13 protein-coding genes are annotated in these 14749 nt (G+C 71.3%); 6 read left to right on the top strand and 7 right to left on the bottom strand.

Annotation, left to right across the window (positions count from 1 at the left end; translation table 11 throughout):
• Positions 1-2: 2 nt before the first annotated feature.
• Both BLW43_RS10165 and BLW43_RS10160 read right to left on the bottom strand, forming a co-directional pair.
• On the bottom strand, positions 3-1232 hold the full coding sequence (locus tag BLW43_RS10165; RefSeq protein WP_093252778.1) for a BtaA family protein: 1230 nt from the start codon (positions 1230-1232) through the stop codon (positions 3-5).
• A 131-nt stretch (positions 1233-1363) separates the two neighbouring features.
• Positions 1364-1822 (bottom strand): Lrp/AsnC family transcriptional regulator, encoded by a 459-nt coding sequence (locus BLW43_RS10160; RefSeq protein ID WP_093252776.1) that lies wholly within the window; start codon positions 1820-1822, stop codon positions 1364-1366.
• 127 nt (positions 1823-1949) lie between these two features.
• On the opposite strand from BLW43_RS10160, the gene putA reads away from it, so the two are divergent.
• Positions 1950-5561, top strand: a complete 3612-nt coding sequence (gene putA, locus BLW43_RS10155; protein WP_093253296.1) for a bifunctional proline dehydrogenase/L-glutamate gamma-semialdehyde dehydrogenase PutA — start codon at positions 1950-1952, stop codon at positions 5559-5561.
• A 138-nt stretch (positions 5562-5699) separates the two neighbouring features.
• On the opposite strand, the gene hisN is transcribed toward putA, so the two are convergent.
• The 5 genes from hisN to BLW43_RS10130 all read right to left on the bottom strand — a co-directional run bounded on the left by hisN (position 5700) and on the right by BLW43_RS10130 (position 10208).
• Positions 5700-6533, bottom strand: a complete 834-nt coding sequence (gene hisN, locus BLW43_RS10150) for a histidinol-phosphatase (protein ID WP_093252774.1) — start codon at positions 6531-6533, stop codon at positions 5700-5702.
• Positions 6534-6656: 123 nt separating this feature from the next.
• Positions 6657-7022 (bottom strand): helix-turn-helix domain-containing protein, encoded by a 366-nt coding sequence (locus tag BLW43_RS10145; protein ID WP_093252771.1) that lies wholly within the window; start codon positions 7020-7022, stop codon positions 6657-6659.
• Positions 7023-7275: 253 nt separating this feature from the next.
• The gene (typA, locus tag BLW43_RS10140) at positions 7276-9096 is read right to left on the bottom strand and encodes a translational GTPase TypA (RefSeq protein WP_093252768.1); all 1821 of its coding nucleotides are present in this window, start codon (positions 9094-9096) and stop codon (positions 7276-7278) included.
• Between the two features lie 145 nt (positions 9097-9241).
• Positions 9242-9613, bottom strand: a complete 372-nt coding sequence (locus BLW43_RS10135; protein WP_093252764.1) for a hypothetical protein — start codon at positions 9611-9613, stop codon at positions 9242-9244.
• Positions 9597-10208, bottom strand: a complete 612-nt coding sequence (locus tag BLW43_RS10130; RefSeq protein ID WP_139284029.1) for a hypothetical protein — start codon at positions 10206-10208, stop codon at positions 9597-9599. The genes BLW43_RS10135 and BLW43_RS10130 overlap by 17 nt, the downstream gene beginning before the upstream one ends.
• Before the next feature lie 92 nt (positions 10209-10300).
• Here BLW43_RS10130 and BLW43_RS10125 point away from each other — a divergent pair, with 92 nt between their 5' ends.
• The 5 genes from BLW43_RS10125 to BLW43_RS10105 form a co-directional block, all read left to right on the top strand.
• Positions 10301-10516 carry a hypothetical protein gene (locus BLW43_RS10125; protein WP_093252757.1) on the top strand — a complete coding sequence of 72 codons (216 nt, stop codon included), beginning with the start codon at positions 10301-10303 and terminating at the stop codon, positions 10514-10516.
• A 119-nt stretch (positions 10517-10635) separates the two neighbouring features.
• Positions 10636-11766, top strand: coding sequence for an S-(hydroxymethyl)glutathione dehydrogenase/class III alcohol dehydrogenase (locus BLW43_RS10120; protein ID WP_093252755.1), 1131 nt, complete (start codon positions 10636-10638; stop codon positions 11764-11766).
• Between the two features lie 85 nt (positions 11767-11851).
• Positions 11852-12676: an S-formylglutathione hydrolase gene (gene fghA / locus BLW43_RS10115; protein ID WP_093252747.1), complete on the top strand. Its 825-nt coding sequence runs from the start codon at positions 11852-11854 to the stop codon at positions 12674-12676.
• An 18-nt stretch (positions 12677-12694) separates the two neighbouring features.
• On the top strand, positions 12695-13726 hold the full coding sequence (locus BLW43_RS10110; RefSeq protein WP_093252743.1) for a quinoprotein relay system zinc metallohydrolase 2: 1032 nt from the start codon (positions 12695-12697) through the stop codon (positions 13724-13726).
• 307 nt (positions 13727-14033) lie between these two features.
• On the top strand, positions 14034-14749 hold a 716-nt coding region (locus tag BLW43_RS10105), incomplete at its 3' end, for an outer membrane protein assembly factor BamB family protein (RefSeq protein WP_175478843.1).

Genomic DNA, 14749 nt, shown 5'->3' with positions numbered 1-14749 from the left:
GCTCAGCCCTTCAGTTTGTAGATGTGAAAGCCGCCGTAGATGGCCGACCGGTCCGCCCGGTGCAGCGCGGCCGAGCGCTCGGCAAGGTACTCCCAGCGGTCGAGCGTCTCGTGCTTGACGCGGCCCGGAAGGATCGTCTCCTCGCCGGCGGTGCGGTAGATGACGCGCGCGCCGGGCGCGGCGGCGCGGGTGATCGCCGTCCAGATCGCGTTGAGCTGCCCGTCGGTCATCCAGTCCTGCGCATCGAGCAGCACGACGGCGTCCACCGAGCCGGGCTCGGCGGCGGCGAGACGGTCCGTCATCGAGACGTTCTCGACGCTCACGCGGTCGGCGCGGCTGCGCACCGCGTCCCAGTTCTCCGCCTGCAGATAGGGCGGGAACGGCCCGTTCTCGCCATAGCCGCCGCAGAAGGCCTGCCACGCGAAGTAGTTCTCGCTCATCGGAAAGCCGCAGGCCAGCCTGCCGAGACGCTCGCGCAGCACCTCCGCCATCGGCCTGTCCCCGGCCAGCGCGTCGTACTGCGCCGGCGGGATGCCGAGCCCGAAGAGCGACGCCTTGCGCCGCGTGATCCAGCGCACGAGCCGGCGGTCCAGCATCGGTGAGATGCGCGTCTCGAAGAAGCGCCGCTGCTCATCGACGGTGCGGCAGGCGGCGATCTCGGAGAGGTCGACGCCGTAGCGCCGCGCCGCCCAGTTCGCGACCATGATGAAGCGGCCGAGCAGCCCCTGGCGGTAGAGCCCGGCGACGAACATGCCGATGCGCCGCCCGCGCAGGCTCCCGCCCTCCCAGTACCCGCGCGTCCCGGCGTCGAGCCCCGCGCGCACATGCGCGTCGTAGAGCGCGGGGTTCTGCGGGTGCTCCCCGCTGCCGAACATGCGCAGGAACGCCGCGTGATCGGGCAGCGTGCGGGCGGCGGCGGCCTTCAGCCGCACCAGCGCGACATGGTGCGGGTTGAGATCGACGGCGATCACCCGCGCCGGGTCCGCCGTCAGGTAGCTCATGACGTTGCAGCCGCCCGAGGCGATGGCGGCGATGGTCGAGCCGGGCTTCAGCTCCAGCGCCGCGAGGTCGACGGCGGGATCCTCCCAGATCTGGGCGTAGACGAGGCCGGAGAACGCGCTGGTGAAGGCCCGCTCCAGAAGCCCCTCGCGGCTCAGCGCGGCCGAGCGGTGGACGGCGCCGCCAAGAAGATCCGCGTCGCCGGGCTTCGCGCCCTCCGTGCCTGCCGCCATGTGCCCCGCCGCCCCCGTCCTGCGCCCCTCGCCGCGTCTGTCCCGCGCGACCGGCGTCCTTCTAGCTTGGCGATCCGGCTTGGTGAAGCCCGGGCGTCCGCAGGCCGCCGACGGGGAGGCGGGCGGGAACGTCAGCCCTCCTTAACCGCCTCCATCACCACGAAGGTCGAGGTCTGCGCCACATGGGGCAGCGCCGAGATGGTTTCGCCGAGCAGCCTGCGAAAGCCCGCGATGTCGCGCGTGCGCACCTTCAGCAGGTAGTCGAAGCCGCCCGCGATCATGTGGCACTCCACGATGCCCGGCGCGTCCCGCGCGGCGGCGTTGAAAGCTGCGAGCGCGGCGGAGCGGGTGTCGCTCAGCGTCACCTGCACGAAGGCGATGTGGCCGAGGCCGAGCCGGGCGTGGTCGAGCCGCGCGCCGTAGCCGCGGATCGCGCCGATCCGCTCCAGCCGCCGCACCCGCGCCTGCGTCGGCGACTTGGTGAGGCCCGCGCGCGCAGCGAGCGCGGCGAGGCTGAGGCGCCCGTCCTCGGCCAGCGCGGCCAGCAGCCTGCGGTCGGCGGCGTCCAGATCATCCTGCTTCTCCACCATTGGCGGGACGATAGCACCGTAAATGGGCGCAACAAAAGGCCGAATGACCTGAAGCGTCCTGCATTCGCGGACGGGCGCCTAGTGGGACGCCATGTATGATGCGACGATGACGCAGGAGGCGCTCGCCATGACCCATGCCCAGACCCACACGACGCCGGAACCCGGCCGCGACGCGCTTCGCGCCGCCATGACCGCCGGCGAGCCTGCGGCGGTGAACGCCGCGCTCGCCGCGGCCGAGCTGTCGGCGGAGGAGCGCGCGGCGATCTCCGCCGATGCGGCCGGGCTGGTGCGCGCGGTGCGCGGCGGCGACGGGCCGGGCGTGATGGAGACCTTCCTCGCCGAATACGGCCTCTCGACCCGCGAGGGCGTCGCGCTGATGTGTCTGGCGGAGGCGCTGCTGCGCGTGCCCGACGCCGCCACGGTCGACGCGCTGATCGAGGACAAGATTGCGCCGCATGACTGGGCGGCGCATCTCGGCGACTCGGGCTCGGTGCTGGTCAACGCCTCGACCTGGGCGCTGATGCTGACGGGGCGCGTGCTGGAAGATGAAGGCGAGGGCGTGGTCGGCGCGCTGCGGGGCCTCGTGCGGCGCATGGGCGAGCCGGTGATCCGCCGCGCCTGCGGCGCCGCCATGCGCGAGATGGGCGCCCAGTTCGTGCTGGGCCGCGACATTGGCGAGGCGCTGAAGAACGGCGCGCCGCTGGTGGCGAAGGGCTACGCCTACTCCTTCGACATGCTGGGCGAGGCCGCCCGGACCCACGCCGACGCCGACCGCTACTTCGACTCCTACGCCGGCGCCATGGCAGCGGTGGCCAAGGCGGCGAAGGGCGGCGACGTGCGCGCCAACCCCGGCCTCTCGGTGAAGCTCTCCGCGCTGCATCCGCGCTACGAGGCGGGGCGGATGGCGGAGGCCGGCCCCGCGCTCGCCGGGCGGCTGCTGGAGCTGGCGCGCGCGGCGAAGGCCGCCGGCGTCGGCCTGAACGTCGACGCGGAGGAGGCCGACCGGCTGGAGCCCTCCCTCGACGTCATCGCCCGCGCGCTCGCCGACCCGTCGCTGAAAGGGTGGGACGGCTTCGGCGTCGTCGTTCAGGCCTATGGCCTGCGCGCCGCGCCCGCGATCGACTGGCTCCACGGGCTCGCCGAGGCGCTCGACCGGCGCATCATGGTGCGGCTCGTCAAGGGCGCCTACTGGGATACGGAGGTCCGCCGGGCGCAGACGCTGGGACTCTCCGACTATCCCGTATTCACCCGCAAGGCGCACACCGACGCCAACTATCTGGGCTGCGCGCGCAGGCTCATGGGGATGCGCGAGCGCATCTATCCGCAGTTCGCCACCCACAACGCCCATTCCGCCGCGGCGGTGCTGCGCATGGCGGGCGCCCGGCGCGAGGACTTCGAATTCCAGCGCCTGCATGGCATGGGCGAGGCGCTGCACGAGGCGCTGCGGGTGCGCGAGGGCGTGCGCTGCCGCATCTACGCCCCCGTCGGCGCCCACCGCGACCTGCTCGCCTATCTCGTGCGCCGGCTGCTGGAGAACGGCGCGAACTCCAGCTTCGTGCACCAGATCGTCGACGAGGACGTGGCGCCCGAGACCATCGCCGCCGACCCGCTAGCGGTCGTGGCGGAGACCGGCGGCGAGCGTCACCCGCTGATCCCGGCGCCCGCCGCGCTGTGGGGGGCGGAGCGGCGCAATTCGCAGGGCTGGGATCTGACCGACCCTGGCGAATGGGCCGCCTACGAAGCCGCCCGCGCGCCCTTCGCGTCGCCGTTCCGCTGGGAAGGCGGCGACGGGTCGGGGGAAGCCCGCGAACTCCGCAATCCAGCCCGCCCCGACGATCTGGTTGGCTTGGCCCGCGAACTGACGGGCGAGGAGGCGTCGGCGGCGGTCGGCGCCGCGCAGGCCGCCCAGCCGGGCTGGGCCGCGACGCCGGTCGCCGAGCGCGCCGGGGCGCTCCGCCGCGCCGCCGATCTCTACGAGGCCAACGCGGGCGAGCTGTTCGCGCTGGTGGCGCGCGAGGCCGGCAAGACGCCGCTCGACGCGGTGGCCGAGCTGCGCGAGGCGGTGGACTTCCTGCGCTACTACGCGGCGCAGGCCGCGGAGGCCGAGGCCGGGACGAGCGCGCGGGGCGTGATCGTCTGCGTCTCGCCGTGGAACTTCCCGCTCGCGATCTTCAGCGGGCAGGTCGCCGCCGCGCTCGTCACCGGCAACGCGGTGGTCGCCAAGCCTGCGGAGCAGACGCCGCTGGTCGCCGCCCGCGCCGTCGCTCTGCTGCATGCGGCGGGCGTGCCGGCCGACGCGCTGAGGCTAGCGCTCGGCGACGGCCCGACCGTCGGCGCGGCGCTGACCGCCGACCCGCGCATCGCCGGCGTCTGCTTCACCGGCTCGACCGACACGGCGAAGGCCATCGAGCGCCAGCTCGCGAAGACGGCGCCGGCGGCGATGCTGATCGCGGAGACCGGCGGGCTCAACGCGATGCTCGTCGACAGCACGGCGCTGCCCGAACAGGCGGTGCGCGACATCGTGGCGAGCGCCTTCCAGAGCGCCGGCCAGCGCTGCTCGGCGCTGCGCGTGCTCTACGTCCAGAAGGACATCGCGAAGGGCCTGATCGAGATGATCGAGGGCGCGATGGACGCGCTCGCCATCGGCGACCCCTGGGGCCGCGACGTCGACGCCGGCCCGGTGATCGACGCCGAGGCGCAGGCCGACATCGAGGGCTATGTCGCGCAGGCCGAGGCGGAGGGGCGGCTGATCAAGAAGCTGGCGCCGCCGCAGGGCGGGTGCTTCGCCGGGCCCGCGATGGTGCGGGTGAACGCCATCGCCGACATGCCCCGCGAGGTGTTCGGCCCGGTGCTGCATGTCGCCACCTTCGAGGGCGACGCGCTGAAGGTCGCCCAGGCGGTGAACGCGCGCGGCTTCGGACTGACCTTCGGGCTGCATACCCGCATCGACGGCCGGGTGCAGGCGCTGGTCGACGCGCTGAAGGTCGGCAACGTCTATGTCAACCGCAACCAGATCGGCGCGGTCGTGGGCTCGCAGCCCTTCGGCGGCGAGGGCCTCTCGGGTACCGGACCGAAGGCCGGCGGGCCGCACTACCTGCGCCGGTTCCGGTTGGGGGGCTTCGCCGGGAAGTCCGCGCAGGCCGCTCCGGCGGCGCCTGCGGCGGCGGTCGCGTCGGCGCTGGCGGGGCTTGAGAAGGCCGGCGCGGCGGCGTGGGCGGCGCGCGGAGACCGCGTCGCCGCGCTGCGCGCCGCGCTGCGCGGCAAGGCCCACGCCGCCATGGCGGAGGCCGCGGCGGTGGACATGGGGCCGATCGATCTGCCGGGGCCGACCGGCGAGGCCAACCAGCTCCGCCTCGCCCCGCGCGGCGTCGCGCTCTGCCTCGGGCCGGACGCCGAGGCGTTGACGGCGCAGGCGGTCAAGGCGCTGGCGATGGGCTGCGCCGTGCTCGCCGTCGCGCCGGGCGCGACGCAGGCGCTCGCGGCCCTGGCCGCGGTCGCGCCGGTCGCGGCGCTTGACGGGACGCCGCCGCCGGAGGTCTTCGCCGAGACCGCCGTCGCCTGCGTCGGCTGGGACGGGCCTGCGGAGGCCGTGCGCGGCGCCATGGCAGCGCGCAAGGGAGCGCTGACGCCGCTTGTCACGGCGGGCGACGCGGCCAGTCTCTATGCGGTGGAGCGGGTCGTGAGCGTGGACCTGACCGCCGCCGGCGGCGACGCCGCGCTGCTGGCCGCCGCCGCCTGAAGCGCGCCGCGCGCCCCGACCGCCCGTTCGCCTTCGCGAGACGGCGGGCGGGCCGCGGCTTGGGCGCGCGCCACGGTGGACGCACGGCCGCGCGGTTGACGCTGGGGCCGATGCGCGGGGTGCGGGCGAGGGTGACGCTCAGGCGCGCGAAAGGATCTCCAGCGCGGCGTCGTGAACGCGGGGGTCGCCCGCGGCCACGACGCGCCCGCCCTGTGCGCAGGGCTCGCCCTTCCAGCCGGTGATCACGCCGCCCGCCCCTTCGACGACGGGGATCACCGCCTGCACGTCGTAGGGCTGGAGGCCAGCCTCGATCACGAGATCCGCGCAGCCCAGCGCGACCAGCGCGTAGCCGGTGCAGTCGAGCCCGAAGCGCGTCAGGCGCACCCGCCGCCGCACCGCGTCGAAGGCGGCCGACTCAGCCGCGTCGCCGATCTCGGGATAGGTCGAGAGCAGCGTCGCATCTTCCAGACGGGCGCAGGGGCGCGTCGCCAGGGCGCGCCGCTCGTCGCCCCGCGTCCAGCGCGCCACGCGCATGGCGCCGCTGACGACGCCCTCGAACCGCTCGCCGGTGAAGGGCTGGTCGATCACGCCGACGACCGGGCGCACGCCGTCGCTGGCGGCGACGAGCACGCCCCATGTCGGCGCGCCGGCGATGAAGGCGCGGGTGCCGTCGATCGGGTCGAGCACCCAGGTGAAACCGCTGCGGCCTGCGGTGGCGCCGCTCTCCTCGCCGATCACGCCGTCCTCGGGACGGAGCCGCGTCAGGACGGCGCGCATGGCCGCCTCGGCGTCACGGTCCGCGACCGTCACCGGGTCGAAGGCGCCGGGCTCGGCCTTGTCGTCGACGGCGAGGGCGGGCGCGCGGAACCACCGAAGAGTGACGGGTCGCGCAGCGTCTGCCACCGCATGCGCCGCTGCGACGAGCGCGTCGAGCATCGCCTGCGGAACGGGTGAAGGCGCATCGGCTGTCATCGGCGCTCACGTCGGCTGCTGCGCATCGCGCTTGAGGCGTCAGTGGTGGCGCGCGTCCGCGCGCAGGTCAATGCGCGCGGAGGGCGGCCGGGCGCGCGGCGCCCGGCGAGGGTCTTCGTGCGATCAGGCGCTCAGCACGCGGGCGAGGTCGAACAGGCGCTTGCGCTGCTCCTCGGGGATGGCGTTGTAGCTGCGCACCAGCTCGATCGCCTCGCGGTCGGCCATGATGTCGCCGCCGGCGTGCTCCATCATCGTCTCCGCGGCCTCCTCGCCGTCGACGCCCTCGAAGAAGAAGCCGATGTTCACGTCCATCGCATCCGCGATGTCCCAGAGACGGGAGGCCGAGATGCGGTTCATCCCGGTCTCGTACTTCTGGATCTGCTGGAACTTGATGCCGACCTTCTCGGCGAGCTGCTGCTGGGTCATGCCGAGCATCCAGCGACGGTGACGGACGCGCTTACCAACGTGCACGTCAACAGGATGTTTCATAATCTGGCCCTCCAACTGGCGATTGCAGATCGACAGTCGCAAGGGCCGTGCCAGTTGCGCGCCGCGCGCCGCATTCACGCCCTATTTTCGCCCGACCCGGCGAAAAACCCCTTCATTCGCATACGGTTGAGTTCCGGGGCGATAACTCGCGCCCCGCGGGTGCGGCCTGGCGAGCGACGCGATGTCGCCAGGTTCCGGCCCTGTCAGCCGACCCGCTTCGCACTCTGCATTGCAAGATGCGAAGCGTCGCGGATCACGCCATTGCGCTTCGCGACTCGCGCTTGCGCTGGTGCGGATCGAGGGTGCGCTTGCGGGTGCGCAGGGCCTTCGGCGTCACCTCCACCAGCTCGTCGTCCTCGATGTAGGCGATGGCCTGCTCCAGGCTCATCCGGACCGGCGGCGTCAGCCGCACGGCCTCGTCGGTGCCGGAGGCGCGGACGTTGGTGAGCTTCTTGCCCTTGAGCGGGTTCACCTCGAGGTCGTTCTCGCGCGAGTGCTCGCCGATGATCATCCCCTGATAGACCTTCTCCTGCGGCCCTATGAACATCTTGCCGCGCTCCTCGAGGTTCCAGAGCGCGTAGGCCACGGCGTCGCCATCCTCCATCGAGATCAGCACGCCCTGCCGGCGGCCCTGGATCGGGCCCTTGTAGGGCGCCCAGCTGTGGAAGATGCGGTTGAGCACGCCCGTGCCCCGCGTGTCGGTCAGGAACTCGCCATGGTAGCCGATGAGCCCGCGCGAGGGCACATGGGCGACGAGGCGCGTCTTGCCGGCGCCGGCGGCGCGCATCTCCACAAGCTCGCCCTTGCGCAGCGACAGCTTCTCGACCACCGCGCCGGCGTAGGGCTCGTCGACGTCGACCGTCACCTCCTCGATCGGCTCGAGGCGCTCGCCGTTCTCCTCGCGGAGGATCACGCGGGGGCGCGAGATCGAGAGCTCGAAACCCTCGCGGCGCATGTTCTCGATGAGCACGCCCATCTGCAGCTCGCCGCGGCCCGACACCTCGAAGGCGTCGCCGCCCGGCGTGTCGGCGACGCGGATGGCGACGTTGCCCTCCGCCTCGCGCATCAGCCGCTCGCGGATCACCCGGCTCTGCACCTTGTCGCCGTCGCGGCCCGCCAGCGGGCTGTCGTTGATGCCGAAGGTGACGGTGATGGTCGGCGGGTCGATCGGCTGCGCCGGCAGCGCCGCGGCGACGGCGGTGTCGCAGAGCGTGTCCGCGACGGTCGGCTTGGTCATGCCCGCGAGCGCCACGATGTCGCCGGCCTCGGCGCGCTCCACCGGCGTCCGCCCCAGCCCGCGGAAGGCGAGCAGCTTGGAGACGCGGAACCGCTCGATCTCCTTGCCCTCGCGCGTCAGCGCCTTGATGGCGGCGCCGGCCTCGAGAACGCCGCTCTCGATGCGCCCGGTAAGGATGCGGCCGAGGAACGGGTCGGCCTCGACGGTCGTGGCGAGCATGGTGAAGGGCTCGTCCTTGCGGGCGAGCTGCTTCGGCGCACCGACGTGGCGCACCACCAGATCGAACAGCGGCTTGAGGTTCTCGCGCGGCGCGTCGAGGCTGTCCGCCGCCCAGCCGTTGCGGCCCGAGGCGTAGAGCACCGGGAAGTCGAGCTGCGCGTCGTTGGCGTCGAGACCCACGAAAAGGTCGAAGACCTCGTTGAGCGCGCGGTCGGGCTCGGCGTCGGGCTTGTCGACCTTGTTCAGCACCACGATGGGGCGCAGGCCGAGCGCGAGCGCCTTTGAGGTCACGAACTTGGTCTGGGGCATCGGGCCTTCGGCGGCGTCGACCAGCAGGCAGACGCCGTCTACCATGCTCAGGATGCGCTCGACCTCGCCGCCGAAATCGGCGTGGCCGGGCGTGTCGACGATGTTGATGCGGGTCTCGCCCCACTCGACGGAGGTGCACTTGGCGAGGATGGTGATGCCCCGCTCGCGCTCGATGTCGTTGCTGTCCATCGCGCGCTCGGCCACGGCCTGATTGGCGCGGAAGGCGCCGGACTGCTTGAGCAGCTCGTCCACCAGCGTGGTCTTGCCGTGGTCGACGTGGGCGATGATGGCGATGTTGCGCAGATCCATCTGCGGCGCTCCCGAACTGTCCGGCCCAGATGGCGGCCCGGGGCGCTCTTAGCCGATGCTGCGGCGCCGCGCCATCCGCTTGACGAACCGACCGGGCAGACGGCCCCCCTGACGGGCCGCAGGGCCGGGCCGCGCGAGGGGCGGCCTACTGGAAGCAGACCATGTCGGCCTCGGCCTGCGCGCGGCGCAGATCGGCCACCATCTCCTGATGCCGGGCGGAGCCGCGGAAGGCCGCGACGCGCTCGCCCGTCACCATCACCGTGCGCAGGACGGTCTCGGCGTTGACATAGGCCTCGTAGGGCAGGATCCCCGCGATGTGATCGACGGAGCAGGCGCATTTCTGCAGCGTCTCGGCGTCGGAGCCGTTCGCCGCCATGCAGCCGAACACGTAGTCGGCGCGCACCGCGGTCGGGTAGTCGTTGACGGCCTGCGCCAGCGCGGCCCCCGAGTGCAGTCCGGCGGCGAGGGCGGCGGCGAGCGACGCGGCGGCGACGCGCGTTCTAGTCGGTCGTTTCAAGGCGGATCTCCTCTCTGTAGACCGGGGCCTCGTCGGGGCCCGCCTGGGCGCTCAGCGCGACCAGCATCCCCGGCGCGTCCACCGACACCTCGAAGGTCATCACGAGCTGCTCGAAATCGCCTAGCCGCGTCGCGTTGGCGTCGCCGGCGAACGGGCGCATTGCGAACACATGGTCCTGCTCGACGGTCTCGAGCCGGTCGGCCAGCGCCTCCCGCATCCGGTTGCGCAGGTAGAACGGGCTGCCGCCGGTCGCCTTGGCCGACGCCCGCAGCGTGTTCTCCAGAAACACGGCCAGCAGCGGATTGCCCGGCACGCCCTCGCTGACGTCGAAACCACGCGGAGCGCCGTCGGCGTCCATCACGAAACGGGTCGCGCGGCCGTCGCCGGTCTCCACTGCGATGACGGCGTCGAGGTCGGGCCCGATCCCCAGCGCGGGGTCGGACGCGCGGTCATGGTCGTAGCGCAACGTCCGCCCCGGCGCGACTTCCGCCATGTGCGGCGTGTTGAAAAGCAGGTCCACCGGCTCAGCGGCGGCGGAAGGGCCGCCATGCGCAACAATCAGCGCAAGCGAGGCGAGCGCCAGAACGGTGCGCATGATTTCCTCCATTTGTTTTTGCATCATTCGTGGGCGACGCTAGTTTCCGACGCTGATGAATTGCAAGGGTGGACCTTCGAAGGGAGAACGCCATGAACGGCGCGCTTGAAATGATCGTGACAGCCTGCCTCCTCGCTGCGCCGGCGGAGTGCAGGGACCATCGCGTGCGCATCACCGTGCAGGGCGGCGACCCGCAGCTGTGCGTGTACTACTCGGTTCGCGAGATCGCGCTGTGGCAGCAGCTCAATCGTAAATGGGAAGTTAAATCATGGCGTTGCGGATTCACATCACCCGATGAGGTGATCTGAGGGCGCGACGATGACGCGCGTGTGAACTTGCTTGGCGCCGCGCAAAGCTGCCCCTAGGGTTCGTCGCGAACCTGCGTGCACGGCATGCGTGCATCCACGATCCTGAGGGGGAAATCGCCATGCGTACTCGCGCCGCCGTGGCCTTCGAGGCCGGCAAGCCACTTGAAGTCACCGAAGTCAATCTCGAAGGCCCCAAGGCCGGCGAAGTGCTGATCGAGCTGAAGGCGACCGGCCTCTGCCACACCGACGAGTTCACCCGCTCGGGCGCTGACCCCGAAGGCATCTTCCCCGCCATCCTCGGCCATGAGGGCGCGGGCGTGGTCGCCGAGGTGGGCGCCGGCGTCACCTCCGTGAAGCCCGGCGATCATGTCATCCCGCTCTACACGCCCGAGTGCCGCACCTGCCCGTCCTGCCTGTCGCGCAAGACCAACCTGTGCACCTCGATCCGCGCCACGCAGGGCCAGGGCCTGATGCCCGACGGCACCTCGCGCTTCAGCACGCTCGATGGCGACCCGATCCACCACTACATGGGCTGCTCGACCTTCGCGAATCATACGGTCCTGCCCGAGGTGGCGGTCGCGAAGGTCCGCGAGGACGCCCCCTTCGACAAGATCTGCTACATCGGCTGCGGCGTGACCACCGGCGTCGGCGCGGTGATCTACACGGCGAAGGTCGAGATCGGCGCCACCGCCATCGTGTTCGGCCTCGGCGGCATCGGCCTCAACGTGATCCAGGGCCTGCGGCTGGCCGGCGCCGACATGATCATCGGCGTCGACGTCAACAACGAGAAGAAGGCCTGGGGCGAGCGCTTCGGGATGACGCACTTCGTCAACCCCAAGGAGGTCGAGGGCGACCTCGTCCCCTACCTCGTCAACATGACCAAGCGCGGGGCCGACCAGATCGGCGGCGCCGACTACACCTTCGACGCCACCGGCAATGTCGGCGTCATGCGCGCCGCGCTGGAGTGCTCGCACCGCGGCTGGGGCAAGTCGATCGTCATCGGCGTGGCGCCGGCCGGGGCGGAGATCAGCACGCGGCCGTTCCAGCTCGTCACCGGGCGGCAGTGGATGGGCACCGCCTTCGGCGGCGCGCGCGGCCGCACCGACGTCCCCAAGATCGTCGAGTGGTACATGGAGGGCAAGATCGAGATCGACCCCATGATCACGCATCTGCTGACCCTCGACGAGATCAACCACGGCTTCGACCTGATGCATGAGGGCAAATCGGTCCGCGGCGTCGTCGTCTACTGATCTTCGCAACGCCATGAAGGGACCTCCGCCGAGCATGGCGGAGGTCCCTTTTTCATGTCAGCATCACATCTGGGGAGAGCGCGAGATGGAGAAAGTCTCGGAGAACCGCAGCTTCGAAGGCGTCCAGGGCGTCTACAAGCACATGTCGAAAATCACGAACTGCGAGATGACCTTCGCGGTCTATCTCCCGCCGGCGGCGAAGTTCGGCCCGGTGCCGTGCCTGTGGTGGCTGTCGGGCCTCACCTGCACCCATGAGAACGCCATGACCAAGGCGGGCGCGCAGGGCTGGGCGGCGCAGGAGGGCTTGGCGCTCGTCTTCCCCGACACCTCGCCGCGCGGCGAGGGCGTCGCCAACGACGACGCCTATGATCTCGGCCAGGGCGCCGGCTTCTACGTCGATGCGACCGAGGAGCCCTGGAAGCCGCATTTCCAGATGCGCAGCTACATCGTCGACGAGCTGACCGGGCTGGTCGCGTCGGAGTTCCCCATCGAGACCGACCGCATGGGCGTGTCGGGGCACTCGATGGGCGGGCACGGCGCGATCACGCTGGCGCTGTCGAACCCCGAGCTGTTCCGCTCGCTCTCGGCCTTCGCGCCGATCGCGCACCCCACGGCGAGCGACTGGGGCCGCAAGCAGCTCGGCGCCTATCTCGGGGCCGACGAGAGCGCCTGGGCGCCCCATGACAGCACGCTGCTGCTGCGCGAGACCGGCTGGGACGGCGACATCCTCGTGGACCAGGGCGCGTCGGACCAGTTCCTCGACCTGCTGAAGCCCGAGGCGCTGGCCGGGGCGCTGGCGGAAACCCGCACCCCGAGCGTGTTCCGCATGCAGACCGGCTACGACCACAGCTACTACTTCGTCGCCTCCTTCATGGAGGACCATGTCCGCTGGCACGCCGAGCGGCTCTGACCTGACAGGAGGCGGCCCATGTGGGAGGTTCTGCTGACCGTCTGCATGGCCGCCGACCCCGGCGCGTGCCGCATGGAGCGCCTGCCGGGCGGCGGCGACCGCGCCGCCTGCGTCGCCGCAGCGGATGCGGCCGTCGCCGCCCTGCCGCGGGCTGAGCAGGCGCAGGAATGGCCCTGCGTTCCGGTCGGCGAGACGCCCGGCTTCACCGTCACCGAAATCGCGCCGGGCGTCTTCGTCCATCGCGGACGCCATGAGGAGCCGGAGGCCGCAAACGGCGGCGACGTCTCCAACGCCGGCTTCGTCATCGGCGGGGAGGCCGTGGCGGTGATCGACGCCGGCGGCGCGCCCGGCGTGGCGCGGAGCCTGCTCGCCGAGATCCGCGCCCGCACCGACCTGCCGGTGCGCTGGCTGATCCTCACGCACATGCACCCCGACCATGTGCTCGGCGCCGGCGTCTTCGTCGACGCCGGCGCGCGCGTCACAGGCGCCGAACGGCTCGGCCCCGCCCTCGCGGCGCGCGCGCAGACCTACATGGCGGCGATGTCGCGGCTTCTCGGCCCGGCCTTCGAGGACGCGCGCATCGTGTCGCCCGACGAGGGCGTGGCGACGACGCGCGAGATCGACCTCGGCGGCCGCACGCTCGTCCTGCGCGCGCATCCAGTCGCGCATACCGACAACGATCTGAGCGTCCGCGACATCGAGACCGGAACGTTGTTTCTCGGCGACCTGCTCTTCATGGGGCATGTCCCCGCGCTCGACGGATCGCTGCTCGGCTGGCGCAGGGAGCTCGCGGCGCTGGTCGAGGCGCCCGCCAAGCGCGTCGTTCCCGGCCATGGCCCAGCCGCGGCGGCGTGGCCCGACGCGGCCGGCCCGATCACCGGCTATCTCGACACGCTCATCGCGGACACCCGCGCGGCGATCGCCGCCGGAGAGCCGATGCTCGGCGCCACCGAGCGAATCGGACAGGGCGCCCGCGACGGCTGGCTGCTCTTCGACGCGTTCAACACGCGCAACGCGACCGCGGCCTACCAGCAGCTCGAGTGGGAATAGACCTCGGGCGCCGAAAGCGCGTGCGCCGAAGCGGCCTCCCTGCGGCGCCTCGTCATCACCCGTTCGGGTGTACGCTTTTGTCTGATCCGTAAGCGCCTTTTTGAGCAAAAAAGTTGCTAAAAGCAGGCTTGATCCATCTTGCATCCGAGCGCTAGCCGGCTATCTTGAGAAAAGAGTGAGAGAGCGTCTCAGGGAACGCTCATGAGCTCTGGCGGCAAGAGTCGTCGAACAAATGAATGCCCGAACATGCGCCGAAAGGCGCCAACGGGCGCGGCGGAATCTCGGGAGTCCGCCCCATGGAGGAACAATGAAAAAGCTCACAGCTGCTCTGCTCGCCGGCACCATGCTCGCCGCGCCGGCCATCGCCAACGACAGCGTCACGACGCTTAGCTCGAACCCGAACGGCTGGGTTCTCCAGACCGGCGACTACGCCAACACCCGCTACTCCAAGCTGACCCAGATCAATCGCGACAACGTAGGCGATCTCCAGGTCGCATGGTCGTTCTCGACCGGCGTGCTGCGCGGCCATGAGGGCGGCCCTCTGGTCATCGGCGACATCATGTACGTCCACTCGCCGTTCCCGAACAAGGTCTACGCCCTCGATCTGAACAACGACGGCAAGATCATCTGGAGGTACGAGCCGAAGCAGGACCCGGACGTCATCGCGGTCATGTGCTGTGACACCGTCAACCGCGGCCCCGCCTACGCCGACGGCAAGATCTTCCTCCATCAGGCTGACACCACCCTCGTCGCGCTCGACGCCAAGTCGGGCCGCGTAGTCTGGACCGCCGTGAACGGCGACCCCTCCGTCGGCGAGACCAACACCGCCACCGTGCTGCCGGTGAAGGACAAGATCATCGTCGGCATCTCCGGCGGCGAGTTCGGCGTGCGCGGCCACACCACGGCCTATGACATGAACACCGGCGAGCGCGTCTGGCGCGCCTACTCGATGGGCCCCGACGAGGAGATGCTGGTCGATCCCGAGCAGACCACGCACCTCGGCGAGCCGATCGGCGAGAATTC

The organism is Rubrimonas cliftonensis, from assembly GCF_900107585.1.
GTDB classification, from domain to species: Bacteria; Pseudomonadota; Alphaproteobacteria; order Rhodobacterales; family Rhodobacteraceae; genus Rubrimonas; species Rubrimonas cliftonensis.
The sequence above is the reverse complement of the archived record's forward strand: the minus strand, read 5'-3'. Positions and strand labels throughout refer to the sequence as shown.

What these genes read in the sequence shown, in the direction of transcription:
- BLW43_RS10125 (WP_093252757.1), top strand. Translation starts at nt 10,301, where the DNA reads ATGAACGGCGCGCTTGAAATGATCGTGACAGCCTGCCTCCTCGCTGCG.
- fghA (WP_093252747.1), top strand. Translation starts at nt 11,852, where the DNA reads ATGGAGAAAGTCTCGGAGAACCGCAGCTTCGAAGGCGTCCAGGGCGTC.
- putA (WP_093253296.1), top strand. Translation starts at nt 1,950, where the DNA reads ATGACCCATGCCCAGACCCACACGACGCCGGAACCCGGCCGCGACGCG.
- BLW43_RS10110 (WP_093252743.1), top strand. Translation starts at nt 12,695, where the DNA reads ATGTGGGAGGTTCTGCTGACCGTCTGCATGGCCGCCGACCCCGGCGCG.
- typA (WP_093252768.1), bottom strand. Translation starts at nt 9,096, where the DNA reads ATGGATCTGCGCAACATCGCCATCATCGCCCACGTCGACCACGGCAAG.
- BLW43_RS10120 (WP_093252755.1), top strand. Translation starts at nt 10,636, where the DNA reads ATGCGTACTCGCGCCGCCGTGGCCTTCGAGGCCGGCAAGCCACTTGAA.
- BLW43_RS10130 (WP_139284029.1), bottom strand. Translation starts at nt 10,208, where the DNA reads ATGCGCACCGTTCTGGCGCTCGCCTCGCTTGCGCTGATTGTTGCGCAT.
- BLW43_RS10165 (WP_093252778.1), bottom strand. Translation starts at nt 1,232, where the DNA reads ATGGCGGCAGGCACGGAGGGCGCGAAGCCCGGCGACGCGGATCTTCTT.
- hisN (WP_093252774.1), bottom strand. Translation starts at nt 6,533, where the DNA reads ATGACAGCCGATGCGCCTTCACCCGTTCCGCAGGCGATGCTCGACGCG.
- BLW43_RS10160 (WP_093252776.1), bottom strand. Translation starts at nt 1,822, where the DNA reads ATGGTGGAGAAGCAGGATGATCTGGACGCCGCCGACCGCAGGCTGCTG.
- BLW43_RS10145 (WP_093252771.1), bottom strand. Translation starts at nt 7,022, where the DNA reads ATGAAACATCCTGTTGACGTGCACGTTGGTAAGCGCGTCCGTCACCGT.